Annotated in this window: 23 protein-coding genes and 2 pseudogenes; 14 read left to right on the forward strand and 11 right to left on the reverse strand. The window is 62.9% G+C overall.

The window, feature by feature from the left end; all coding sequences use genetic code 11:
* Positions 1–45: 45 nt before the first annotated feature.
* Entirely contained in the window at positions 46–876 is an 831-nt protein-coding gene (locus ACFFNA_RS30045) for an NAD-dependent epimerase/dehydratase family protein (RefSeq protein ID WP_378923480.1), read from the forward strand.
* Positions 877–942: 66 nt separating this feature from the next.
* On the opposite strand, the gene ACFFNA_RS30050 is transcribed toward ACFFNA_RS30045, so the two are convergent.
* Entirely contained in the window at positions 943–2,538 is a 1,596-nt protein-coding gene (locus tag ACFFNA_RS30050; protein ID WP_378923481.1) for a GMC family oxidoreductase, read from the reverse strand.
* Between the two features lie 213 nt (positions 2,539–2,751).
* Between ACFFNA_RS30050 and ACFFNA_RS30055 the strand changes: the two genes are divergently transcribed.
* From ACFFNA_RS30055 to ACFFNA_RS30070, 4 genes are all read left to right on the forward strand, one after another.
* Positions 2,752–3,834 (forward strand): sugar ABC transporter substrate-binding protein, encoded by a 1,083-nt coding sequence (locus ACFFNA_RS30055; RefSeq protein ID WP_378923482.1) that lies wholly within the window; start codon positions 2,752–2,754, stop codon positions 3,832–3,834.
* Between the two features lie 97 nt (positions 3,835–3,931).
* Positions 3,932–4,972 (forward strand): ABC transporter permease, encoded by a 1,041-nt coding sequence (locus ACFFNA_RS30060; RefSeq protein ID WP_378923483.1) that lies wholly within the window; start codon positions 3,932–3,934, stop codon positions 4,970–4,972.
* Positions 4,973–4,977: 5 nt separating this feature from the next.
* A complete protein-coding gene (locus ACFFNA_RS30065; RefSeq protein ID WP_378923837.1) occupies positions 4,978–6,480 on the forward strand; it encodes a sugar ABC transporter ATP-binding protein in 1,503 nt (500 codons plus the stop codon).
* 4 nt (positions 6,481–6,484) lie between these two features.
* Entirely contained in the window at positions 6,485–7,453 is a 969-nt protein-coding gene (locus ACFFNA_RS30070; RefSeq protein ID WP_378923484.1) for an ABC transporter permease, read from the forward strand.
* An 86-nt stretch (positions 7,454–7,539) separates the two neighbouring features.
* Here ACFFNA_RS30070 and gloA read toward each other — a convergent pair whose 3' ends face one another.
* The gene (gene gloA, locus ACFFNA_RS30075) at positions 7,540–7,950 is read right to left on the reverse strand and encodes a lactoylglutathione lyase (protein WP_258609516.1); all 411 of its coding nucleotides are present in this window, start codon (positions 7,948–7,950) and stop codon (positions 7,540–7,542) included.
* A gap of 161 nt (positions 7,951–8,111) precedes the next feature.
* Here gloA and ACFFNA_RS30080 point away from each other — a divergent pair, with 161 nt between their 5' ends.
* The gene (locus ACFFNA_RS30080; protein WP_378923485.1) at positions 8,112–9,551 is read left to right on the forward strand and encodes an FAD-binding oxidoreductase; all 1,440 of its coding nucleotides are present in this window, start codon (positions 8,112–8,114) and stop codon (positions 9,549–9,551) included.
* A 7-nt stretch (positions 9,552–9,558) separates the two neighbouring features.
* Entirely contained in the window at positions 9,559–10,344 is a 786-nt protein-coding gene (locus ACFFNA_RS30085; protein WP_378923486.1) for a FadR/GntR family transcriptional regulator, read from the forward strand.
* A 316-nt stretch (positions 10,345–10,660) separates the two neighbouring features.
* Here the strand turns inward: ACFFNA_RS30085 and ACFFNA_RS30090 are convergent, their stop codons facing one another.
* Positions 10,661–12,424 (reverse strand): tetratricopeptide repeat protein, encoded by a 1,764-nt coding sequence (locus ACFFNA_RS30090; protein ID WP_378923487.1) that lies wholly within the window; start codon positions 12,422–12,424, stop codon positions 10,661–10,663.
* A gap of 343 nt (positions 12,425–12,767) precedes the next feature.
* On the opposite strand from ACFFNA_RS30090, the gene ACFFNA_RS30095 reads away from it, so the two are divergent.
* Positions 12,768–13,472 (forward strand): SOS response-associated peptidase, encoded by a 705-nt coding sequence (locus ACFFNA_RS30095; RefSeq protein WP_378923488.1) that lies wholly within the window; start codon positions 12,768–12,770, stop codon positions 13,470–13,472.
* 41 nt (positions 13,473–13,513) lie between these two features.
* On the opposite strand, the gene ACFFNA_RS30100 is transcribed toward ACFFNA_RS30095, so the two are convergent.
* Positions 13,514–14,578 (reverse strand): hypothetical protein, encoded by a 1,065-nt coding sequence (locus ACFFNA_RS30100; protein ID WP_378923489.1) that lies wholly within the window; start codon positions 14,576–14,578, stop codon positions 13,514–13,516.
* 507 nt (positions 14,579–15,085) lie between these two features.
* Here ACFFNA_RS30100 and ACFFNA_RS30105 point away from each other — a divergent pair.
* Positions 15,086–15,265: a hypothetical protein gene (locus ACFFNA_RS30105; protein ID WP_378923490.1), complete on the forward strand. Its 180-nt coding sequence runs from the start codon at positions 15,086–15,088 to the stop codon at positions 15,263–15,265.
* A gap of 11 nt (positions 15,266–15,276) precedes the next feature.
* Positions 15,277–15,486, forward strand: a complete 210-nt coding sequence (locus tag ACFFNA_RS30110) for a hypothetical protein (protein ID WP_378923491.1) — start codon at positions 15,277–15,279, stop codon at positions 15,484–15,486.
* A gap of 20 nt (positions 15,487–15,506) precedes the next feature.
* Here the strand turns inward: ACFFNA_RS30110 and ACFFNA_RS30115 are convergent, their stop codons facing one another.
* Positions 15,507–16,112 carry a GNAT family N-acetyltransferase gene (locus tag ACFFNA_RS30115; protein ID WP_245446219.1) on the reverse strand — a complete coding sequence of 202 codons (606 nt, stop codon included), beginning with the start codon at positions 16,110–16,112 and terminating at the stop codon, positions 15,507–15,509.
* Between the two features lie 397 nt (positions 16,113–16,509).
* Here ACFFNA_RS30115 and ACFFNA_RS30120 point away from each other — a divergent pair.
* Together ACFFNA_RS30120 and ACFFNA_RS30125 are read left to right on the forward strand one after the other, a co-directional pair.
* Positions 16,510–17,381 (forward strand): annotated as a pseudogene (locus ACFFNA_RS30120) (AraC family transcriptional regulator).
* 296 nt (positions 17,382–17,677) lie between these two features.
* A complete protein-coding gene (locus ACFFNA_RS30125; RefSeq protein WP_378923492.1) occupies positions 17,678–17,962 on the forward strand; it encodes a hypothetical protein in 285 nt (94 codons plus the stop codon).
* Positions 17,963–18,123: 161 nt separating this feature from the next.
* Here the strand turns inward: ACFFNA_RS30125 and ACFFNA_RS30130 are convergent.
* Positions 18,124–18,528 (reverse strand): annotated as a pseudogene (locus ACFFNA_RS30130) (NAD-binding protein); the annotation flags it as partial.
* Positions 18,529–18,688: 160 nt separating this feature from the next.
* On the opposite strand from ACFFNA_RS30130, the gene ACFFNA_RS30135 reads away from it, so the two are divergent.
* Positions 18,689–19,579 carry an ankyrin repeat domain-containing protein gene (locus ACFFNA_RS30135; protein ID WP_378923493.1) on the forward strand — a complete coding sequence of 297 codons (891 nt, stop codon included), beginning with the start codon at positions 18,689–18,691 and terminating at the stop codon, positions 19,577–19,579.
* 39 nt (positions 19,580–19,618) lie between these two features.
* Here ACFFNA_RS30135 and ACFFNA_RS30140 read toward each other — a convergent pair whose 3' ends face one another.
* A complete protein-coding gene (locus tag ACFFNA_RS30140) occupies positions 19,619–20,524 on the reverse strand; it encodes an NAD(P)-dependent oxidoreductase (protein WP_378923494.1) in 906 nt (301 codons plus the stop codon).
* A 105-nt stretch (positions 20,525–20,629) separates the two neighbouring features.
* Here ACFFNA_RS30140 and ACFFNA_RS30145 point away from each other — a divergent pair, with 105 nt between their 5' ends.
* The gene (locus ACFFNA_RS30145) at positions 20,630–21,370 is read left to right on the forward strand and encodes a FadR/GntR family transcriptional regulator (protein WP_378923495.1); all 741 of its coding nucleotides are present in this window, start codon (positions 20,630–20,632) and stop codon (positions 21,368–21,370) included.
* 17 nt (positions 21,371–21,387) lie between these two features.
* Here the strand turns inward: ACFFNA_RS30145 and ACFFNA_RS30150 are convergent, their stop codons facing one another.
* Genes ACFFNA_RS30150 through ACFFNA_RS30165 form a run of 4 tightly spaced genes read right to left on the reverse strand, consistent with a single transcriptional unit; the run spans position 21,388 to position 24,741 of the window.
* Positions 21,388–22,110, reverse strand: a complete 723-nt coding sequence (locus tag ACFFNA_RS30150) for an ABC transporter ATP-binding protein (protein WP_378923496.1) — start codon at positions 22,108–22,110, stop codon at positions 21,388–21,390.
* On the reverse strand, positions 22,107–22,835 hold the full coding sequence (locus tag ACFFNA_RS30155) for an ABC transporter ATP-binding protein (RefSeq protein ID WP_378923497.1): 729 nt from the start codon (positions 22,833–22,835) through the stop codon (positions 22,107–22,109). The genes ACFFNA_RS30150 and ACFFNA_RS30155 overlap by 4 nt, the downstream gene beginning before the upstream one ends.
* On the reverse strand, positions 22,832–23,863 hold the full coding sequence (locus ACFFNA_RS30160) for a branched-chain amino acid ABC transporter permease (protein ID WP_378923498.1): 1,032 nt from the start codon (positions 23,861–23,863) through the stop codon (positions 22,832–22,834). Before ACFFNA_RS30160 ends, ACFFNA_RS30155 begins: the two co-directional genes overlap by 4 nt.
* Positions 23,860–24,741 (reverse strand): branched-chain amino acid ABC transporter permease, encoded by an 882-nt coding sequence (locus ACFFNA_RS30165; RefSeq protein ID WP_095080594.1) that lies wholly within the window; start codon positions 24,739–24,741, stop codon positions 23,860–23,862. The genes ACFFNA_RS30160 and ACFFNA_RS30165 overlap by 4 nt, the downstream gene beginning before the upstream one ends.
* Positions 24,742–24,754 lie beyond the last annotated feature (13 nt).

Consider the following 24,754-nt stretch of genomic DNA (forward strand, 5'->3'; position numbering starts at 1 on the left):
GGCGCGAACATGTCTCCCGATTTCCTTATCATGAAAGGACAGGGATTGGCTCTCTCCGACAGGCCGGTGCTGTTGACCGGGGCATCCGGTACGATTGGACGCCTGCTCTCAGTCAGGCTGGCAGCGCTCGGCTGGACCTTGCGGCTCACCGATGTCGTGCCCCTGCCGATCGAACTGCCGCAAAACGCAAGCTTCGACATTGTCGATCTCGAGAACCAGCAGGCGGTGAACGATCTCGCGCGGGGATGCGGCCTGATCCTGCATTTCGGCGGCATATCCACCGAGCAGTCCTTCGAGACGGTGCTCGGCCCCAATCTGCGGGGCAGCTACCACATCTACGAGGCGGCGCGCAGCCAGAAGGCACGCGTGGTTTTTCCTTCCTCGGTGCACGCAGTCGGCCTCTACGAGCGGACAGAGATCCTCGACCAGGACTGCCTGCTGCGCCCGGACGGTTACTACGGCCTGTCGAAGGCCTATGGCGAAATGCTGGCGCGGCTGTATTGGGACAAGCATGCGGTCGAAAGCGTGCTGATCCGCATCGGCTCGGTGCTGCCGGAGGTTCCGGACGAAAGGATCCTGTCGACCTGGATATCCCACAGCGATTTTATCAGCCTGATCGAGCGCTGCGCCGAGGCCGAGCACGTCGGCTGCTCGGTGATCTGGGGGCAGTCCAACAACAGCCGCGGTTTCTGGCGGCACGATGCCAGGCACAAGATCGGCTGGACGCCGCAGGACAGTTCCGACAGCCAGGCCGAGCGCGTCCGTGGCAAGGTGACGGACAATCCGGTCGTGGAGCGATACCAGGGCGGCAAGTTCATCGTCGTCGACTACAGCCGCGCCGACTTCCCGCCGCGCTCGATGTTCCCGGACGATTAAGCTCTATCTCTTTGTTTTGACGCAATTCCGGACGGAAAACCGTTTCACACTTTTCCTGGAATTGCTCTACGCCGGCAACGGACTCCGCCCCACGATCATGTCGGCTGCCTTTTCGGCGATCATGATGACGGCGGCATTGGTGTTTGACGACACGATGCTTGGCATGACCGAACTGTCGCAGACACGCAGCCCCTGAAGCCCGCGCAGGCGAAGCTCGGGATCGACGACGCTTTGCGCGTCGCCGCCCATCCGGCAGGAGCCGACCGGGTGGTAGGCGCTGCGGCCATGCTCGCGGGCGAAGGCTTCGAGCGCCGCGCGTCCCTTCATTGCCGCACCCGGAAGGTGTTCCCGGCTGATGTATTTGGCGAAGGCGGGCTGAGACAGGATCTCGCGGCTGATCTCGATGCCGTCGACGGCGCGCTCCAGGTCGTAGCGTTCGGCAAACGGGTTGGGATCGATGATTGGCGGATCGCGCAGATCGGCTGATCTGAGCGTGACGCTGCCGCGCGAACGGGGGCGGACATGGTAGGAATTCAGCGTGCAGCCATTGCCGCCGGGAACCGAGCCGATGCCTTCCTCGACGCCGGCGCCGGGCAGGAAATGAAACTGGATGTCCGGCGTCTTCTCCGCGCGGTCGCCCCACCAGAAGCCGCCGGCTTCGACGATGTTGGAGGCCACCGGTCCCTTGCCGAACAGCGCGTATTCGAGGCCGGCGACGGCCTGCCAGCGCTTCTTCTTGTAGCGGTCGATGCCGTGCGGCCCGTTGAGTTCGGCGACGACGTCGACATCCATGTGGTCATGCAGGTTCTGGCCGACGCCGGCGAGATCGTGGATCACCCTGATGCCGTGCGTGCCGAGATGGGCGGCCGGGCCGATGCCGGACAGCATCAAGAGTTTGGGCGAACCGATGGCGCCGGCGGTGACGATCACCTCGCGCTCGGCGCGCAGCAACTCGGCATGGCCATTGACGATGATTTCGACGCCGATGGCGCGGCCATTTTCGACAACGATGCGGCTCACCGTGGCGCCGGTGCGCAGCGTCAGGTTCTTGCGGCCACGCGCCGGCCTGAGATACGCGACCGCCGTGCTGCTGCGTTTCCCCTGACGCGTCGTCGTCTGGTAGAATCCGGTGCCTTCCTGCTGGCCGGCGTTGAAGTCGGCCCTGAAGGGAAGACCCGCCTGCTGCGCCGCCTTGACGAAGACCCGGGTCAGCGGATGCGGCGCGCCGCTGGAAACGCCGAGCGGGCCATCGGTGCCGTGCTGTGGGCCGGCGAAGGTGTCGTTGCCCTCGGAGCGCCGGAAATAGGGCAGCACCTCGGCGTAGCTCCAGCCGGCGCAGCCATCGTCAACAGCCCATCCGTCGTAATCCTGCGGGCAGCCGCGGGTGAACACCTGGGCGTTGATGGAGGAGCCGCCGCCGAGCACGCGCGCCTGCGGGTAGACCATGGTGCGGCCGTCGATCGCCTTGCCCGGCGCCGTGTCATAGCCCCAGATCAGCGGCCCTGCCGTCATCTTGAAGAAGCCGACGGGCAGATGGATGTAACGATCGGTGTCGGGCGGGCCGGCCTCGAGCAGGACGACGGACAGGTCCGGATCCTCGCTCAGCCGGGCGGCCAGAATGCAACCGGCCGAGCCGCCGCCGACAATGATGTAATCCGACATTCTCGCTCCCATGCATGGGCAAAATCAGCGCCCTGCCCTCCCGCGTGCGACGATCTCAAGTCGCTTGTGCCGCGTCAAGAGAAAGGGTATGGTTATCGTGTTGAAGGGTTGTCGTACAAGTAGAGGAGCTTGACAATCCATCGATCGGAGGCCCGGCCGCGCTCCCCGCGCAAGCCGCCGGGCGGGAAACGGATTTCAATGGGAGGTTTGAAAATGAAGGACAGGACAAGTTTGACGCTTTCCGGCACGGTCAGCCGCCGGACGCTGATGATGGGCGCCACCGCCGGAATGGCGGCGCTCGCCATGCCGAGGGTTTTGCGCGCCCAGGAAAAGCCGACGCTGGTGACATCGATCCGGTCGTTGTCCAACCCCTACCATGCGGTGTGGAAGACCGGCGCCGAAGCCTACGCCAAATGGGCCGGGCTCGAACACGTCACGCTGGTTTCGGAAGGCAACAGCGAGAAAGGCATCGCCGACATCAAGGCGATGCTCGCCAAGACCGGCGGCAACATGGTGCTGAATTCCGATCCCAACGACACGCCTGATGCGCGGCCGATCGTCGAGGCCTGCGCCAAGGCCGGCGCCTACGTGGTGACGCAATGGAACAAGCCCGGGGATCTGCACCCCAAGGACTTCAACCCGAACTATGTTTCGCACATCGAGTTCGACGGCATCGAAAGCGGCAAGACCATCGCCGAGATCCTGTTCAAGACCATCGGCGGCAAGGGCGGCATCGTCGCACTCGGCGGCCTGATCTCGACCACCGCGGCGATCGAGCGCAAGAAGGGCCTCGACGCGGCACTCGCCGCCAATCCCGACATCAAGCTGCTCGACTTCCAGGTCGCCAACTGGAAATCGACCGAGGCTTTCGACCTGATGGGCAACCTGCTCACCCGCTTCGGCGACGACATCAAGGGCATCTGGGCTGCCAATGACGATATGGGCTCCGGCGCGCTCGAGGCGCTGCGTGCCGAGAACCTCGCCGGCAAGGTGCCGATCGTCGGTGTCGACGGCATCAAGACGGCGGTCGACGCCGTGCGCACCGGCGAGTTCGCCTGCACCGTCACCTCGGATCCGTTCTGGCAGGGCGGCATGGGACTGGCCATCGGCTACAACGCCAAGATCGGCAAGTTCGACCCGGTCAAGGAGCCGCCGGAGCATCGCGAATTCTACGGCAAGGCGGTGCTGATCTCGCACGACAATGTCGAGGAATATTACAAGACCAATGTCGACGCGAAACCGGAGATCGACTGGAACGATCTGTGGGGTCGGGTGACTGGAGCCATCCGGACCTGACCACCGGGGCGGGCTGCTGCTCCCTGGCGGCCCGCTCCCTTTTATCGTCGTCGTGCATTGCATCGGCGACTGTCATCAGCAGACGGGAAGCGGTTTCTTGACAATCCATACAGAACCCCTGAAGTCCGTTTCGGACATCGAGCGGACGACGCTTATGACATTTCTCCCCGGCCGCATCGCCACTGTGTTCGGTGGCAGGCGCTGGCGCAGCCTGGCGCCGCTGGCGGTGCTGATCGTGCTGTGCGTGCTGATCGCCATTGCCAATCCCAATTTCATCGAACTGCGCAATCTGGTCCGCCTCGCCAACTCTGCCGCCGTGCCGCTGACGCTGGCGATGGGGCTGACCTTCATCATCCTGATGGGCAGCATCGACCTCTCGGTCGAAGGCACCCTGTCGGTGGCGGCGATGGTGGTCGTGCTGCTCGCCGCCAATGACGGCAATGGCAATGATTATGGCTGGTGGGCGGTGCTGGCCGCCGTCGTTGCCGGCACCGCCATGGGTTTCGTCAGCGGTCTCGTCCAGACCATGCTGCGGATCCCGTCCTTCATGGCGACGCTCGGCATGTGGTTCATCGGCCTTGGCCTGTCGGTGTATATGCTCGGCGGCTCGGCGATCCGGCTCAACGACGCCTCGATCCGCGACCTGGCATTGACCCGTTTCCTTGGCCTGCCGCTGGCGGTCTGGGTTGCGACCGGGGCGTTCCTGCTCGCCGCCATCATCCAGTATCACACCAAGCTCGGCCGTCACATCCTGGCCATCGGCGGTGACGAGGACGTGGCCAAGCTTTCCGGCGTCAACGTGGTGCGCGTGCGCATCACCGCCTTCGCGCTGGCCGGTTTCTTCTTCGGCATTGCCGGCGTGCTTGCCGCCGCTCAGCTCGGCCAGTCGCATGCCGTCATCGGCGACGGCAGGCTGTTTGCTGCGGTCACCGCCGTCGTTGTCGGCGGCACGGCTTTGACCGGCGGCGAAGGCGGCGTCGTCAACACGCTGATCGGCGTGCTGATCGTCACCGTGCTCGCCAACGGCATGATCCTGCTCGGCATTTCGCCCTACATCCAGCAGACGGTGCAGGGCCTGATGATCATCGCCGCGGTGGCGCTGTCGCTCGACCGCGTCCGCCTCAGAATAGTCAAGTGACCGCCATGCTGAGCGCTTCCGGCATCATCAAGAACTTTCCCGGCGTCCAGGCTCTGCGGGACGTCAGCATCGAGGTCCGGCCAAACGAAGTGGTCGGGCTGATCGGCGAGAACGGCGCCGGCAAATCGACGCTGATGCGGGTGCTGGCCGGCAGCTACCGGCCGGATGGCGGCAGCCTCACCCTCGACGGCGGGCAGCTCCGCATGCGCAGTCCGCGCGACGCGGCCCGGCATGGCATCGGCATGGTGTTCCAGGAACAGTCGCTGGTGCTCAATTTGACGGTCGCCGAAAACATCTATCTCGGCGAGGAAGACCGCTTCACCCGCTTCGGCATCGTCAACTGGCGCGCCATGAACGCGGCGGCGCGCCGCCAGTTGGCCAAGATCGGCATCGATATAGACGTCACGGCGCGCACCTCCGAGCTCACCTTCGCCGCGCGCCAGATGGTGGAGCTCGCCAAGGCACTGACGCTGGAGGAAGTGGTCGAGCGACAGCTGCTCATCCTGCTCGACGAGCCGACCTCGGTGCTCAACGCCGCCGATATCGAGGTGCTGTTCGCGCGCGTGCGGTCGCTCAAATCGCGTGCCAGCTTCGTCTTCGTCTCGCACCGTCTCGACGAGGTGCTTAATATCTCCGACCGCGTCTACACCATGAAGGACGGCGCGGTCGTCGCCGAACACCGCGCCGCGCAAGTCACTGCGCCGGAGCTGCACGAGATCATGGTCGGGCGCGGGCTGCAGGCGGAGTATTACCGCGAGGCTCGTCAACAGCAGCCGCGCGAGACGGTCATGGTCGAGGCAAAAGGGCTGGGCGCGGGCGGCGCCTATCATGGCGTCGACCTCAAGATCAGGGCCGGCGAGATCGTCGGCATTGCCGGCGTCGTCGGCTCCGGCCGCGAGGAGATCACGCGCACCATCGGCGGCTTCCTCCAGCACGACGCTGGCGAAATGAAAATCGCCGGCGACGCGGTGCGTTTCGGCTCGCCGGAACCCGCGGTGCGCAGGGGTATCGGCTATGTGCCGCGCGAGCGAAGGCTCGAGGGACTGGTGATGTTCCTGTCGATCGCGGAAAACATTTCGCTGGCCGACCTGTCGAGCGTCATGCGCCATGGTGCGATCGACTATGGCAAGGAGCGGAGGCTCGCCGCCGACTGGATCAAACGGCTGCGCATCAAGGCGCCCGGCCCAGACGCCGCCTGCCGCAAGCTCAGCGGCGGCAACCAGCAGAAGGTGGTGCTGGCGCGCTGGATGACGGCGGGCTCGCGCATCCTTGTGCTCGACCATCCGACGCGCGGCCTCGATGTCGGCGCCAAGGAGGAGGTCTACGAACTGGTCCGCGATCTCTCGGCGCAAGGCGTGGCGATCCTGCTGATTTCCGACACGCTGGAGGAAACCATCGGCCTGTCGCACCAGGTGCTGGTGATGCGCGACGGCGAGATCACCGCGCGTTTCGATGCCAGCCCTGGCAACAAGCCGAACCAGGTTGAACTGTTGCGGGCAATGGTATGAGCCGATGAATGAAGCTTTTTCCACCAGGCGCATCTTCGAAGGCAAGTGGACGCAAGGCGCCATTCCGCTGGTCCTGCTTGTCGCGCTGCTGCTGATCATCGAAATCGCCGCGCCCGGCTTTCTGACCGGCGAGACCGTGGCGCTTTTGTTCGCCAACACCGCGGTGCTGTTCATCTTGGCGACCGGCGTCACCTTCGCCATCCTGCTCGGCGGCATCGACCTGTCGATCCAGGCGGTCGCCTCGCTGGCCAGCGTCATCCTGGCGCAGTTGCTGCCCTCGCTTGGGCTGGCCGCCTTTCCGGTGGCGATCCTGTCCGGCCTTGCCTTCGGAACGTTGAGCGGCATCGTCCATGTCAAGCTGCGCGTTCCGTCCTTCGTGGCGACGCTCGCCACCGGTGGCGTGGTCACCGGCATCGCGCTGTGGGTATCCGACGGCCGCGCCATCACCATCGAGGAAGGCGGCCGCGAAAACACCGCCTGGATCAACGCCACGGTCGCCGGCCTGCCGGTGGTGGTGCTGATTTCGGCGGTCATCGGCATCGCCAGTTTTCTTGCGCTGCGCTACACGCGCTTTGGCCGCCAGGCGATTGCGGTGGGAGCCGGCGAGCCAGCCGCATGGGCGGCGGGCATCAATGTCGATCGCACCAAGATCATCGCCTTCGCCGCCTCCGGCATGCTGGCCGCCATCGCCGGCGTCGTGCTGGCAGCCAGGCTGTCGAGCGGCTCGCCGGTTCTGGCCAACCAGTTGCTGCTGCCGGCCATTGCCGCCGTCATCGTCGGCGGCACCGCCATCACCGGCGGGCTGGGCGGCGTTGCGCGCACGGCGGTCGGCGCGCTGATCATCTCGATCGTGCGCATCGGCATGACCTTCGTCGGCGTCAACATTTTCCTGGAAAACATGGTGTTCGGCGCGGTGCTCATCGCCGCCGTCGCCATCACCATCGACCGCAGCAAGATCGCGGTCATCAAGTGACAGATCCATCCGCACCGCCTCCCAAGCAAGCGCGGACCGGACGGGGTCGCATCAAAGGCTCGATGCGGCCCCGCCTGACCAGGTCGCTACATCGTGTCGAGACCGATCAGCTCGATCTTGTAGCCGTCCGGGTCCTCGACGAAAGCGATGTGGGTGGTGCCATGCTGCATCGGCCCGGGCTTGCGCGGAATCTTGGCGCCGCGCTTTTCGAGCTCGGCACAGACGGCGTAGATGTCGTTGACGCCGAGCGCCAGATGGCCAAAGCCGGTGCCGATCTCGTAGGGCTCTTCCCTGCCCCAGTTCAGCGTCAGCTCGACGACGGCCTCCTTGTCCTCCGGGCCATAGCCGACAAAGGCGTTGGTGAACTTGCCGCCGGGATAGTCGTCCCGGCGCAGCAAGGTCATGCCGAGAACCTCGGTGTAGAAGGCGATCGACCTGTCGAGGTCGAGCACCCTGATCATGGTGTGCATATAGCGAAAGCCCGGGGCGTCGCTCATTGGGAAAGTCCTCCGCGTCAGGTGATTTGCTGGTCTGACCATCCACATCAAACGGCTGGCGGGAACATGGCCTCGCTTGATGTTCTAAATCAGGGTTGTATGATAACACGACAAGAACGGTGGTTGTCCAGTCGTTTTCCCAGAGGGTCCCGAGCCAGGTCATGAATGTCGTGCCGCCCACCTCCGCATCGCTGATAGCGGCCCTTGCCGGCGTGCTGCCGAATGGCGGGCTGCTGACCGCGGACGAGGATCTGGCGCGCTACAGCCGCGACTGGTCCGGCGACCATTTCGGCCGCCCGCTGGCGGTCGCGCGTCCGGCCTCGGTCGAGGAGATGTCGGCGCTGATGCGGCACTGCCACGCGGAGCGTATTCCCGTCGTGCCGCAAGGCGGCCTGACCGGGCTCGTGGGTGCTGCGGTGGCGGCGGATGGCGGCGAAATCGTCATCTCGCTGGAGCGCATGAACCGGATCCGCTCGATCAGCCCGATCGACTTCGCCATGGTGGTCGAGGCCGGCTGCATCCTCGAGGACGCCAAGCGCGCCGCCGGAGAGAGCGATTGCCTGCTGCCGATCACCTTCGGGGCACAAGGCAGCTGCCGCATCGGCGGCAATGTCGCCACCAATGCCGGCGGTTTCAACGTGCTGCGCTACGGCATGACGCGCGACCTGGTGCTTGGCCTGGAAGTGGTGCTGGCCGATGGCCGGGTCTGGAACGGGCTGAAGGTGCTGCGCAAGGACAATCGCGGCTACGACCTCAAGCAGATCTTCATCGGCTCAGAAGGCACGCTCGGCATCGTCACCGCCGCGGCGCTAAAGCTCTTTCCCAAGCCGACGCAGATCGAGACGGCGCTGGTCGGCTTGCGTTCCGTCGAGGACGCGATGGCGCTTTATGCGCGAGCGCGACGCGACTGCAGTGACCTTCTCACCGCCTTCGAACTGATCCTGCGCCAAGGCATCGAGATCACCATGCGCGAGGGTGCGGATTTTCCCGATCCGCTGACAAAAGCCTATCCGGCCTATGTGCTGATCGAGGTTTCCTCCGGCGGGTTGATCGACCTGTCCGCGATGCTGCTGGGCTTTCTCGGCGGCGTCGCCGATATCGTCGAAGACGGCATCGTGGCATCGACCCGGGCGCAGGCCGAGCGGCTGTGGCTCTACCGCGAGATCATGGTCGAGCGCCAGGGCCGCGGCGGCCGTTATCTGCGCACCGACGTTTCGGTGCCGATCTCGAAACTCTCCGACTTCGTCAGCGATGCGCTGGCGGCGCTGCAGGAAGCGCGACCGGACGCGCTGGCCGTCACCTACGGCCATGTCGGCGACGGCAACATCCATCTCAACGTGGTGCCGCCAGAAGGCATGGAACCGCAAGCGGTGGAGCATCTGTTCGAAGAGGCGGAAGCCGAGATCTTTGCCGTCGTCGACCGCTATGGCGGCTCGATCAGCGCCGAACATGGCATCGGCCGGGTCAAGCAGAAGGCGTTCCTCGAACGGATCGATCCGGTGACGCTTGATCTGGCGGCAGGCATCAAGCAAGCCTTCGACCCGCGCCACATCCTGAGCAATGGCCGCATTCTGGCAAGCAAGGCCAATCATGGTCTATAGGTGAGCGATGACGCTGAAGCTCGACAAGGTCAATCGCGGTCCGCACCTCTCCACCCTGGTTGCGAGTTCGATCTCGCGCGAGATCGCGCAGGGGCGCCTGAAGCCCGGCGACCAGCTGCCGACGGAGCAGGCGCTGGCGACGACGTTCGGGGTCAGCCGCAACGTCGTGCGCGAGGCGATCGCGCGGCTGCGCTCGGAAGGCCGGATCTGGTCGCAGCAGGGGCGCGGCGCCTTCGTGGTGGAGAGCAACAACCCGACGGTGCTGACCATCGACTATGAGGCGCTGCAGCGCGCCGACTCCTTCCGCAACCTGTTCGAACTGCGCGGCATACTCGAGGTGCAGGCGGCGGCCTTTGCCGCAAAGCGGCGTACCGAAGCCGATCTCACCGCGATGGGCGATGCGCTCGCCGGCATGCGCGCGGCCCCGTATGGCAGCGTCGCCTGGCTGCGCAGCGACCTCGAATTCCACCGCACCGTCGCCGAGGCGACGCGCAACAGCTACATGGGCCAGTTCCTGGTGTTTGTTTCCGAGCGTGTGCGCGAAAGCATTCTCGCTGCCGGCAACCAGCAGAAATCAGACGACATGGCACGCATCACGCTCGGCGAACACGAGCGCATCCTGGCCGCCATCCGCGCCGGCGATGTTCAGGAGGCGCAGGAGGCCATGCGCGACCATCTGGCGGGCGCTGCGTTGCGTGTTGGACTGGATGATGGTGAGGCCGTGGCGGAGACAGCATCTCCGGTGCGGCACACACGACTGAGGAAGGCTATCCGTAAGCAGGCCGCCGGGTAGCGTCGCCCGCCTGCACCTTGGGGACTGCGGCGGCTCTGTCCGCCCGTTCCCATGTCCAACACGCAACGAAAGACATCGTGCGCGATCTTTTGGTGCGCAAGGCTCATGTATCAACAAACTGACGAAACTGGTCACGCCTGGTGCGACATGGAACGCGCCGGCGGACCAAGGCGCCCTATCGGCTGAAATTGGTGCAATAAAATTGATGGCGGGAGCGACAGCCCCGCTTTCGCGCGCTGTCGAAAGGCTGACGAAGAGACGGCGGATAGGAGCCGACGCTCACCGGGTACAGATGGCAAAGCGTCTGCTTTTTTTCTTATTCCCGCAGGCCCGCCTTGCGCAAGTTCTCGCGAAAGTGTTCCAAATCACTTGAATTCCTGTATGGCGCCATTTCCGGGCTCGTTCTCATCGTGATTGTGGCTCGTGGCTCCAGCTGCAAAACGTGCTCAATGGCCTGCTGCGCTTCGTCTTCGCTCCCTAACGCCGCGTAGCTCGCTGCCAAGTACAAGTGGAGATATACGGTGTCGAGGGTTCGTAGACCTTCCAACGCCGCAATCGCTTCATGATATCTGCGAGCGTCGTAGTAAATCTGGCCAATCTGTAGAACGTACCACTCGGGATAGTGAGGGTTGAGACGCATGGCTTTTTGCGCTGTCTCAAGGCCCTCCGGTGCCCTCCCGGAATAACTTAGGCAGGAACCAAAATCCATGAGCACGTCGGCATCATTTGGATTGAGTTCAAGGGCGCGTTGATACTCAACGATAGCGCGTTCGTATTGTCGGCTGAATAGGCAGTGTGCAGCGAGTGCATAGTACCCCCATGCCTCTGAGTCATCGCGTTCGACAGCAAGGGTGGCGTATTTCAGGCCATTTGCCAGTGAGACGTCGGGGTTATCGCTCCAACCGTCGTTGGCGTCGATCATGTGCGTCCAAGCGAGCTTCGCAAACGCTTTCCCAAACTTCGGATCGAGTTCGCCCGCCTTCTCAAAGAGTTCGCGTGCACGCAAGTTGTCCTCTTTCGTGAAACGGTTGAGAAACTCCATGCCGCGCACGAAATAGTCTAGGGCTTCAAAGTTCCGTGTGCCCGCTGCCTCTGGCCGCTCGTGCCAGACCTTCAACAGTCGCCCGCCATAGGCGGTGGCGAGACTGCCAATAATCCTTTCGGTCACATCGTCTTGCACCGCAAAGATGTCATCAATGCCCCGATCATAGCGCTCTACCCAGAGATGCCGGCCAGTCTTACCGTCAATGAGCTGGGCCGTTATTCGGACGCGCTCTTTCGACCGTTGCACACTGCCCTCTAGGATATAGCGAACCCCCAGCTCCCGGCTCGCATCCTGTATTTTCGTGGCCTTGCCTTTGTAAGCAAACGTCGAATTGCTCGCGATGACAAAAAGATCGCGGAACCGCGACAGGCCGGTGATGACGTTTTCTGTAATACCATCCGCGAGATAATCCTGCTGACGGTCGTCGCTCATATTGACGAAAGGCAGCAAGGCGATGGAGGGCTTGTCAGAAAGCGAGGGCTGCGAAATCGGTGCTGCTGCAGGACCACCGAGACGCACCGTATACGCTCGCACGGGCCGCTCAATATTCTTGAGCATCTGCTCGCCAATATCGTCGAATTGCAGGTCAAGCCGATTTCCGAGATGGTCTCGCACCGTGCCCGAAACCATGACACCTCCAACGGGAGCGATGCCTTCGAGCCTCGCCGCCACGTTCACGCCGTCACCGAATAGATCGTCATCCTCGATGATCACGTCGCCGAGGTTGATTCCTTTGCGCAATTGTATCTTTCGATCCTCGGACAGGGCCGCGTTGCGATCCGACATGGCACGCTGCACGGCGACGGCACAAGCCACGGCGTTCACGACGCTTGGAAACTCGGCGAGGACGCCGTCGCCAGTCGTTTTGAAGATGCGGCCTTGGTGCTCGGCCATCTTCGGGTCGATAAGGTAGGCCCGTATCGTCTTCAGTTCGCCAAGTGTGCCGGCCTCGTCGCTGCCCATCAGGCGCGTATAACCCACCACGTCAGCCGCCAGGATTGCGGCAAGACGGCGTTGGACGCATCCTTCGGTCATGTCGGACCTTGCCTTTCAGCAGGACCGAGATTGTATGGGCAACGGCTGGCCGAGTCCACGAGCCGGAACGTCGCCACCATTTCTTGCGACCATGTGCGCGGATTGTCCCTTGCGCTGCGAAGCCTTCCCCCCGCTGACGAATATGCCGACGCAAATGAAGGTTACGGCACAGCGCGTGGTTTGGTGCTGCCTTCCTCGCATCCAATGCCACGCCAAAGGCCGGCAAAGGCACGCCAGCCGTAGCTCCCATCTTCGATTCGGCGGGAATTGGGGGACTGCAAGGTGCAGTTTCGTCCGAATTTTTCGACTAGTCGGAGGACCACTCTCACGGCAGAGTGTAACCATGTGCAACCTCTACAACATCACCACGTCGCAAGAAGCCGTCCGCCAATGGACCCGGACTTTGCGGGACATCTTGGGCAACCTTGAGCCGTCCATTGACATCTATCCCAACCAACCCGGCCCGGTGGTGCGCAATGCGCTGGACGGGCAGCGGGAGCTTGCCAATCTACTGTGGGGCATGCCGACACCCATTGAGCGGATGAAAGGCAAGGCGGATTACGGCACCACCAACATACGCAATCCACAGTACGGCCATTGGCAGCAGTTTGTTGGCGTCACGAACCGCTGTGTGGTGCCCGTGACGAGCTTTGCCGAGCCCAGCCCAACGCACGGCGACAAGGACCCTGAAACAGGCATCCAGCGAAACTATTGGTTCGCGCTCAACAAGGACCGCCCGCTGTTCTTCTTCGCTGGCCTCTGGACGCCGTGGCATGGGGTGCGCAAGGTCAAGGATGGCCCAGGCGACTTTGAGCTTTACGGCTTCATGACGACCGCCCCCAACGCCCTCATCAAGCCGATCCACGAGAAGGCCATGCCGGTCATCTTGAGGACGCAAGAGGAAACGGAGACCTGGCTGACAGCGCCGTGGTCGGAAGCCAAGCGGTTGCAACGTACGGCCCCGGATGTTGCCCTTGTGATTGTCGAGAAGCCGGCCACACAGATCAAGTTTCCGCAGCAAGCACCTGCACAAGGATCGCTGTTTTGACCACCCGTCACGGTAGGCTTAGAGTCACATTGGGCCGTCCTTTAGGCTGTGGCTTTATCGGTGGTAGTACTCCTCCTCACCGCGCCGGTCTCATCGAATAGAAAAGACACGCGCCCGGTCGCGACGATATCAAGAGCAGCGCTACCGGTTTTCCCGTCTACTACAATGCCCTCCGTAAGGTTCCCAAGAGCCCCGACAAGAACGCGGCCGAATATGGATGGCTCAAACGGATGGATTTCGAAATTCGGGAGGGTGACTGTAATACGGGGATGGCCGCCATGGCCAACTAATTCCGTCCGGAAGGTCGGCCTTTTTTTGATATGTATGTTGGCGGCTAGGTGTCGTGCGTAAACCTCCCGCAACTGTATTTCAGAAATAGGATTGGGCATTGATTTTAACTGTTCGCTGAGCATTCCTGCTGTGGCACCGCAATCATCGATAACATATATCAGCGCAATGTCATAGATTTGAATAAGAAGCGTTCGTCCAGCTAGGTTATCGCAATAGTCGAAAGGGTCACCTCCTAACGAAGGGTCGATTTTCAGAATCATAAGAGTTCCAAAAACTCTGTCATCTATTTCGATTCCGGCCGTTTCCGCTCTCGCTATGGCATGAATATGATGTAAATCGCTTAGTTCGTATTCGTCGCCGATCACCCCTAGCTCTTGGCGCTTGTCCAACGAAATCCTGTTTTTAAAATCCCTTAGGTGCACTTTCAGAAAGATCAGGGCGAGCCATGCCCGGATGAGGCTAGAACCGCCTTCCTTGAGATAGGTGATCAGGCTCTCGTATCCACCGCAGATCGCCTTACTCACAGGAGTTTCGTAGATTTCCGAGAGGCGACTATTACAATCTTTGCAACAAGGAATTTTGTAAGTGCCGTATTTCACTCTGTTCCCGGTTGGCAGTGTCAGAGTCTCCTGATGCATACCGCAATGTCTTAGAGCCCAATTTGGGATGATGTGTTCATTGTTGAATGACTTATTCGGGGCGGCGCCGCACACAAAACAATAGCCCTTTTTGCAGATTTCATCTTTGAATCGTTGGAAGGAGAAGAAAATTTTTCGACCATCAATGTCTTCCGCAGTTCCGTCCGCTTCGACCAAGTATGCTCTCAATTCCAGCTCCCACTTAAATCAAAATACGACAACTAAGCGCAAACGTGTCCAAAGTCAGCTTATTACATGGCGGTCCCTGTTAGTCTTCATCCCTCCAGACCACCTTTCGCACCATGCGGATTTCGACAAGCCGCCTCACGCGTATCTTCATGCCTTCCGATGCGCTTGGCAGCAGGATATCCACGTCAAGCTCGCGGCGTCTGCACCGTTCGCAACGCATGTGTCGGGCCACGTCCCAAAACGGAATGTCCCCGACCAGCCTGGCGAGGTCCCCCGGCAGGTAGTGGCGAGTGATGTTGCAGTTGATGCACCGGACACGGACTAGCTGACCAACCTCATGCGCTCGGCACAGGGTCTGCACAAGGCGGCGCGGTCGTCTGCTCTGTTCCGGCATGGCCAAAAAATAGGAACGTATTCCTCTCCGAGTCAATTCGCTCTTGACATTTTCGTTCCCTTTTTGTTCACTGCGACCTTGCAGCGTTTGGAGGAATTGCCATGGATCGCATTGTGACACTCAACAGTCGTCAAGAGGCCGCCCTCCAGGCCCACGCCGAGGATTTCATTGCAGTCCACAAGGGCGACGTGATGAAGGCGCTCAAGGAAATGATCGTTCTCAACGGGCACCTTCAAGAGCGACTTGACGCGCTCTCGGCCCCGCGCCGGGCAAGCCGCTAGGGGAGACCGCAATGGCCACGATGCACCTGGACGCTGAATCCAAGGCCGAGTTGCACGCCGAAGCGGAGAAGCTCATAGCCCGCTACGAAAGTCCCCTTGAGACCGTGAAGGCGCTTATGGCCTACAACTGCGAGCTTGAGACCCAAATTCTCGCTCTCGCCCACAGATATCCGGGTATCGTCGCCATCAGCTACGATCCTACGCCGCCTGTACTGGGGTGATTGCGAATGACCGAAGTCGGTCAGGTCATATCGGCTGGCATCGCGTTGCTCGCCAACAGTGACGATCCGATGTCTCCGTCGAGCGCAAAACGCTCGCAGCGCTCGCCGTCGGACTCATCGATGAAGCTCTCGCTATGTTTGAAGCCGAGCTTCGCCAATATCCGCAGCGACGCGAAATTGCGCGCCGCCGCCTCGGCCGTCACCTGTTCAAGCGCCAGAGTTTCAAAGGCGTAGCGGAGGACTTCGCGCGCCGCCTCGCTGCCCAGTCCGTGCCCCCAATGCGCACGCGCCAGCACAAATCCCAATGCGGCTGCCTTGGCGTCGGTTGCGCCGAAGGACAGGGTTATCGTCCCGATCGCGTCCGATACTCCTGCTTGGTCTATGGACCACTGGATCGCCTTACCGTCAGCGAACCGCTGACGCGAACGGGCGAACCATCGCTCGCCTGCGCTTATGTCGTCGGGAACGGGATCGCCGGCAAGGGAGGCGGATTCGACATCCGTCGCGCGCGCAAACCATGCTGGGATATCCCGTTCGCTCGGCGCCCGAAGCACGAGCCTTGGTGTCGTGAGCTTGGGAAATCGGACTGCTTCCATGGGGGCATTTTCGACCTGAGACGGCGCCAATGCAACGGCGCTGGCAGGCCGCGTTCGCTAACCACCAATCTCGGTCATTCCGCATTTATGTGTCGCCCCGCCCTCTGGCGGCTCAACCAGAGAAACACCGTTCGGGCCGGCGATGACATCGGACAGGGCCGGCACGAACTTCTCGCCATGGCCGGTTGCGATCGCAGTGGCAAAGCCGTTGCGCACCGCCGCAACGACCGGGTTGGGACATCAGCGGCTTGAGCGAAAGAGGCGAGATAGGTCATATCCTCAGCGCATTGACGATGGTGAAACGCTGATCGGGCTTGCCTGCAAGCCGTTGCTGGCAGGCACCTGTCGATCCGTGCCAAATCGCAAGATCGGTCGAGCGCGACATATCCGGAAGGGCCTAGCTGGTGTCGCCACGGAGGAAGAGACGGTGAAGGCGGCACTTGAAAACTACCATGCCCGAATGCAGCGGGTGCTGGACCACATAGACCAGCATCTGGACGACGATCTGGGCCTGGAAGCGTTGAGCGGCGTCGCGGCGTTCTCGAAATACCATTTCCACCGGCAGTTCATGTCCACCTTCGGGTTGTCCGTGCATCGCTATGTCCAGCTTGCCCGTATGAAGCGCGCTTCGTACCGGCTGGCCTACACAGACGCCCAAAGCGTCACGGACATAGCGATGGATGCCGGTTACGACGCACCGGATGCCTTCGCCCGCGCCTTTCGGCAACGGTTCGGACAATCGCCTTCGTCGTTCCGGAAGTCTCCCGACTGGGAGCCGTGGCTTGCGGCCTTCGGGCCTCTCGACAACGCCAGGAGCAAGCTCATGCAGAAGACTTTTACCACTGACGACGTGACGATCCGCGATGTGGCCCCCACGCCGGTGGCGATCGTGGAGCATCGGGGCGACCCAGCGACGCTCGGCGCCACCATCCAGAAGTTCATCGCGTGGCGCAAGGCCGCTGGCCTGTCGCCGAAGACAAGTCCGACCTTCAATGTCTGGCGTTCCGAGCGGCGTCCTGCGTCGCCTGCCGATTACAGCGTGGACCTTTGTGTCGGGACCGACCAACCGATCGAGGCGAACGGCGAGCAGATCAAGGCCGGCGAGATCCCCGGCGGACGCTGCGCGTCGTCGGCAACACCCACAATCTGGAGCCCGCCGCGCTCTACCTCTATCGCGAGTGGCTGCCGGCCAGCGGCGAGGAAGCACGTGACTTCCCGATCTATTGCCAACGGCTAAGCTTCTTCCCGGAGGTGCCGGAGCATGAGACGGTCGCGGAGCTGTTCCTGCCGCTGAAATAGTACCGCTGGACGGCGGCTTGCAATGGTTCGGGACAGGTCCGCCCCGGTGACCAAGGGACTTCAGTCCTAGTTGAGCCATAGCTAATATGCCTATAGCGTTGGCAGTGCGGGGGGACGATCCCAAATCGAAGCCTATCCCGCAGTGGCCGGTGCGGCACGCTTCACCCAAGCATCCCTGCACCGGCCATTCTTTCGCTATGACCAGTTAGGCTCCCCTACCGCTGGGTAGCCTACGGCCCGCTTGAAATCGTAACCTGGGTGCGCGATTGTCGCCGCTTGGGGGAGATAGGTGATCGATGCGCCGCACTACAAAGGCTCTGCCTTTCGTGCCGACCGAGATTCACGTCAGTACGTTCGAGGATGAGAAGGGCCTTCTAGGCATCCTTTCGATTCAGACAACGGAGGGCATCCTGGACCTGGCCCTCGACCTCACGACCGCAGACGCCGTCGCAAACGCCGTCAAGGAAATCCGGTCGAAGCTGGCCCCCGAGCGTCAAAAGAAAGCCCGGCTTGAAACCGGGCCTGGGAGGTCAGTTGGGAACACCGAAAGTGAGAGGATCGTGCCCTTTCGGTATTGCTAACTTTGCATCGCCTTCATGACGACTGCATGAAGCCATATGTCGATTGGCTAAAATACGGAACGTCCGATAGAGTGGCCATTCGGCTCGTCAACGGCCGGGTCTGTCAAACATACAATCGCCTAATAGCACGCCCTGCGCCGCGCCTTATCGGTCCGGCCCCGTCACATCTCTGGCGGCTCGACCAGCGAGACGCCGTTCAGGCCGGCGATGACATCCGACAAGGCCGGCACGAACTTGTTGCCATGGCCGGTTGCGACCGCGGTGGCGAAGCCGTTGCGCACCGCCGCGCCAATCGGGTTGGCGACATCGGCGGCTTGAGCGAAAGAGGCGAGATAGGTCATGTCCTTGAGCGCATTGACGATGGCAAAACGCTGGGCGTTCTCGTTGCGGTTCAGCACGAAATCGAAGAAAGCCTGGTAGAAGCCGCAATCCATGCGGCTGCCCGAGATGACGCTGTTGAAGACCTGCGGCGTCAGCCCGGCTTTGACGCCGAGCGTCAACGCCTCCGAATAGATGGCGGAGTAGCCCATCGAGACGAAATTGTTGAGCAGCTTCATGGTGTGGCCGACGGGGCGGGATGTTCGCCCAACCTCCACGTGAACTCACGAACGTTCGTATCTCGGTCGCGTCGCACCGATGGTGCGTGGCTACGATCAGGCATTCGTGGTATACTTTTGCCGCCTTGAAAGCGTGACGCGTACGGCGGTTTGCCTTGGGAGATGCCAAATGCGCATGTCCTTGCTCTTCATTCCACTACTGCTTGCATACATCCCGATTGTATCGCATGCCGCCGACATTCACGACGCCGCCATGAACGGCGATGTCGCAGCGATCAAGGCGGCGCTCGATGCAGGCGCCGGCATAGATGAGAGTGATGGAACCGCAACGCCGCTCTATTTTGCGGTCTGGATGGGCCACATCGAAGCGGCAAAACTGCTCATAGAACGTGGTGCGGACGTCAACGCCCAGACGGCTTTGGGTCCCCCGCTGATGGCGGCTGTGGGGGTAGGCAAGATCGATCTGTTAAATCTGTTGCTGGAGCGCGGTGCAGATCCAAATTCCGTCCGTGGCGGCGAATTCGCCCTTCATGTCGCCGTCACTCTCGATTGTCTCGACTGCGTGAAGGCACTGGTTGAGGCCGGCGCAGACGTGAATGCGAAGACAATGGACGGCAAGACGCCGCTCCATCTGGCAAAAAGCAGGGGGCAACGCGAAGTTGCCGACTATCTCTTGTCGCACGGCGTCGTCTTGCCAACACCAGCCCCGATCTCAATGAAGTTGGCTTCTGCCGATGTCGAGAAAGGCCGAACCTACTTCACCCACGCTTGTGACCGTTGCCACAACGCCGAGCCAAAGGGAGTGACCAAAACAGGACCGAACTTGTGGAGCGTCGTCGGCCGCGACAAGGCATCCATGGCAAATATGCGTTACTCCGACGCCTTGCTGGGCTGGGAAGGTGTATGGACGTACGAGGACCTGAACAGATATCTCTTCGGGCCCATGCTCACCACGCCGGGCGTTAAGATGGAGACGCCTGGTGTCCCGGACGAGACCGAACGGGTCAACGTGATCGCCTACTTGCGCACACTCAGTGACAAGCCGATCCCGCTGCCCTAAATTGATGACCTCTCGGGCCGTACCTTATCGGTCCGGCCCTCACATCTCCGGCGGCCCCACCAGCGACACGCCGTTCAGGCCGGCGATGATATCCGACAGGGCCGGCACGAACTTCTCGCCATGGCCGGTTGCGACCGCGGTGGCGAAGCCGTTGCGCACCGCCGCACCAATCGGGTTGGCGACATCCGCGGCTTGAGCGAAAGAGGCGAGATAGGTCATGTCCTTGAGCGCATTGACGATGGCAAAACGCTGGGCGTTCTCGTTGCGGTTCAGGACGAAATCGAAGAAGGCCTGGTAGAAGCCGCAATCCATGCGGCTGCCGGAGATGACGCTGTTGAAGACCTGCGGCGTCAGCCCGGCTTTGACGCCGAGCGTCAGCGCCTCCGAATAGATCGCCGAATAGCCCATCGAGACGAAATTGTTGAGCAGCTTCATGGTGTGGCCGCTGCCGGTCGGGCCGGTGTGGACGACGCGCGCGGCGAACGCCTCGAGCACCGGTCGCGCGCGGGCGACGGCCTCGGCCGGGCCGCCGACCATGACGTCGAGCTTGCCTTCGGCAGCTTCCTTGGGCGTGCGCGCCAGCGGCGCATCGATCAGCATCACGCCAAGTGCTGCGAGTTCAACCGCCAGCGCCGTCGTCGATGACGGGTTGGAGGTCGAGCAGTCGATGACCAGCAGCGGGTTGCCTGCCGCGGCAAGGCCATCCGGCCCCTTGACCAGCATTTCGACCTCACGCGAGCCGGTGACGCACAGGATGACGACATCACAGGCGGCGGCGAGCTTGCGTGGGCTTGCCGCCTCGGTGGCGCCGGCTTCTATCAACCGGTCGGCGGCAGTGCGGCTGCGGTGCACGCAGACCGTCAGCGGCCAGCCCTTGCGCAGCAGATTGTCGGCCATGCCGGCGCCCATGCTGCCCAAACCGATGAAGCCTACGCGTTCTTTCATGCAATCCTCCAACCGTGACCCGCGCCGGCGGGCCGCATTTCGTCACCTTGCGGCGGGCACCTGTCGATGCAATCCTTTGCCGGAGAATCGGACCGGAGTCCCCCGATGGCGGAGCCCATGTTTTTCGACGCCATACCGCAAGCGCCCAATCTGCGGACCGGGCTCGTCAACACGCTGATCGCGCAGATCGAATCCGGCGATTTGGCGCCGGGCCAGCGGCTGCCGACCGAGCAGGAGATCGTCGCCGCCACCGGCGTCAGCCGCACCGTCGTGCGCGAGGCGCTTGCAGCACTCCGCGCCCGGGGATTGATCACCACGCGGCAGGGCCTCGGCGCCTTCGTCGCCAAGGATCCGCTGCCGAGGACCTTTTCCATCCTGCCGGACGATCTTGAATCGATCGACGAGGTGCTGCGCGTGCTGGAGCTGCGCATGGGTATCGAGGTCGAAGCGACCGGGCTTGCCGCCGAGCGGCGAAGCGACGCGGCGCTTGAGCAGATGAGTTCGCGGCTGGACGCGCTGGAGGCGGCGGTGCGCGCCGGCGGGTCGGGCTCGGAAGAGGATTTCGGCTTCCATCGCGCCATTCTCGCGGCAACGCAGAACGCCAATTTCACCCGGCTGTTCGACACGTTCGGCAGCGCCATGATCCCGCGCCAATGGACGCGGCTCGACCGGATGACCGTTCCCGAGCGGGAAAAGTACCTGGCGCGGATGCAGCGCGAACATCGCGCCATTCTCGCGGCCATAGAGGCCAGGGATGTCAACGCGGCGCGGCGCGCCATGCGCAGCCATCTGACCAAGAGCTATGCCCGCTTCGAGGAGTTGCGCGACAGGGCAAGCCACGACTGAATGGTTGCTCATAGCGCTCATCCAGCCACACCGCCGAGATAGAGTTCGCGCATCAGCGACATGTCGCGCAATTCGGCGATTGCGCCTGAGACGACGATGCGGCCGTTCTGCATGAGATAGCCGCGCGACGCGACCGAGAGCGCCAGGCCGGCATTCTGCTCGACCAGCAGCACCGAAGCGCCGAAGCGCTCGCCGATGCCGAGAATGATCGCCTTGATCTCCTTGACCAGCAGCGGCGACAGGCCCAGCGACGGCTCGTCGAGCAACAGCACGCGCGGCCGCGTCATCAGCCCGCGTGCAATGGCCAGCATCTGCTGCTGGCCGCCGCTCAGCGAGCCGCCCTTGTCGCGCCGCTTGGTGGCGAGGATCGGGAAGAAGGCCAGCATCGTCGCGAAATCGACTTCCACGGCGGCATCGTCGCGGCGCGCATAGGCGCCAAGACGCAAATTCTCCTCGACCGTCATGTCGACGAATATCTTGCGCCCTTCCGGCACCAGCACGACGCCGCGCCTGGCCATGACATCGGCGGCAAGCCCGGTCACCTCGGCGCCATCGAAGGAGATGCTGCCGGCGCGCGGCCGGATCAGCCCGGCGATGGCCTTGAGCAGCGTCGACTTTCCGGCGCCGTTGGGGCCGAGGATGGTGACGATCTCGCCCTCGCCCAGCGTCAGCGAGACGCCGCGGTTGACGATCGTCGGCCCGTAGCCGGTGACGACATCGGAAACGGCGAGCAGGTTCACAAATCGCCTCCCAGATAGACTTCCAGCACCTTGGGATCGGCAAGCACCGCCTCGGTCGGGCCGTCGGCGATCTTGGAACCGAAATCGAGCACGGCGAGGCGCCGGCACAGCATCTGCATCAGCTTCATGTCGTGGTCGATGACGCAGACGGTGATGCCGTGGCCGGAAAGCTGGCGGACAAGTCCGACCAGGGCGGTGGTTTCGCGATCATTGAGGCCGGCGGCAGGTTCGTCGAGCAAAAGCAGCGACGGCCGCGTGGCCAGCGCCAGCGCAAGGCCGAGCAGGCGCAGGCTGCCGAATGGCAGCACGCCGGCCTTCTCGCTCGCAACCGCGCTCAGCCCAACGAAATCGAGCAGTGCCTGCGGTGTCGGCCACGGGTTGGCGGTGCTGCCTGCCCTCGCCCGGACATGTTCGCCGGCGATCTGGACATTCTCCAGCACGCCAAGGCCGGCAAAGGCCATCGCCTGCTGGAAGGTGTAGCCGATGCCGGCCCGCGATATGGCATGCGGCTTGAGACCGGTGATGTCTTGCCCGCGAAACAGCACGTTGCCGCCGCTCGGCCTGTGGACGCCGGTGACGACATTGAACAGCGTCGTCTTGCCCGAGCCGTTCGGACCGACGACGCCGAGGATTTCGCCCTCTTCGATGGCGAGGTCGACGCCGGCCAGTGCGGTGACGCCGCCGAACTGCTTGCTCAGGCCGCTGATCGCCAGAATCGGGCTCATTGCCGCGCCTCCGCCGCGTCGCGCTGTTCCGTCTCCTGTTTCGGCTTGGCCGAAAACGCCGCGCGAAGCGCTCGCACGATGCCGCCGATCAGGCCATCGGGCAGCAGCATGATCACCGCGATCAGGCAAACGCCGTAGACGATGCGCGACTGGACCGGGTCGAGGTTGAGCACTTCCGGCAGGAAGGCGACCAGGATGCCGCCGGCGAGCGGTCCCTCGATCAGGCGGGCGCCACCGATCATGACCATCAGCGCCAGGTAGATGCTGGGGAAGGAGGAGAACTGCGACGGCGAGATGTGGCCGAGGAAATGGGCCAGCAGCACGCCGGAGATGCCGGCAAAGATGCCGCTGACGACGAACGCGCCGATCTTGTGCCGGCCGACATTGATGCCGAGCGAGGCGGCAAGTTTCTCGTTCTCCCGGATGGCGCGCAGCGTGCGGCCATAGGACGAGTTGATGATCGCCCAGCTCGCCACCGCCGCGACCGTCACGAACGCCACCACCATCAGATAGTAGCGCGTCAGGTCGCTCATATCGGCGCCGAGCAGGGTGACCGGGCCGACCAGGTCGAGCCCGGTCGCCGCACCGGTATAGTCGCCGCCATTGGTGAGCACGATGGCCAGCAATTGGCCGAAGGCAAAGGTCATGATGACGAAGTGGTGGCCGCCGACACGCATCGACGGAATGCCGACGATCATCGCGAACACGGCGCTCGCGAGCGCCGCCGCCGGCAGCGCTGCCCAGAAGCCGACGCCGAAATCACGCGCCAGGATCGCTGCCGCATAGGCGCCGACGCCGACCAGTGCGGCGTGCCCCATCGACAGGATGCCGGTCTGGCCGAACAGCACCGAAAGGCCGTAAAGCGCAATCACGTTGATGCCGGCCGAGATCGCCAGCGACAGGAAGCGGTTGCTTGGCGAGAACAAAGGCACAGCTGCTATCAGCGCCAGGATGACCAGCACCGGCAGCAGGGATCGCAACGCCCTAGAGGCGGAACCGGCGCGATCCTGGTGGAGGCCTTCCTTCATGATGCCATCCTGGGTCCGCTGGTGCCGCCGAACAGGCCGTGCGGGCGAACGATCAGCACCAGGATCATCAGGGCGAAGGAGTAGGCGTCGGTCCATTGCGAGAAGCCGTAGCCGGCGCTGAAGCCTTCGACGATGCCGAGGATGAGACCGGCGGCGACGGCGCCGTAGATGTTGCCGAGCCCGCCGATCAGCGCGACGGCAAAGCCCTTCATGACCATGGTGCCGCCGGTGAACGGCGTGATCGGAAACAGCGCGATCAGCAGCGCGCCGCCAAGCCCGGCCAGCGCACTGCCGAGCACGAACACGCCGGTGATGTAGCGGCGCACCGGAATGCCCATCAGGGCGGCCGTATCGCGGTCCTCGACGCTCGCCCGCAAGGCGCGGCCGTAGCGGCTTGCCGTGATCATCCGGAAGCTCAGCGCCACCACCGCAATGGTGATCGCGATGACCATGACGCGAACGGAAGCGATGCGCACGCCGCCGACCTCCCAGACAGTGGTCAGCGGGCGCGGAATGCTCTTCTGGTTGGGATTCCAGAACAGCACGACGACATGCTGCAGCACGACGATGAGGCCGAGCGAGACGATGAAGCCGTTGGTCGGCCGCTCCAGGGTGAAGCGGAAAAGGCCGCGCTCGAGAATGTAGCCCATCAGCCCGACCGCCAGGATCGCCAGCACCACCGCCAGCGGGAAGCCGAGGCCGGCGCTGACGGCAAGCCAGGTGACGATGCCGCCGATCATCAGGAATTCGCCATGGGCGAAGTTGATGATGCCGGTCAGGCCGAAGATCAAGGTCACGCCAATGGCGATCAGCGTGATGACGCTGGCGATCGAAAGCCCGTTGAGTATCTGCTGTATGAAAATGTCCACGGCTCGCATTCGCTGTTTAAGT

The organism is Mesorhizobium kowhaii (assembly GCF_042431665.1).
Classification (GTDB): Bacteria; Pseudomonadota; Alphaproteobacteria; order Rhizobiales; family Rhizobiaceae; genus Mesorhizobium; species Mesorhizobium kowhaii.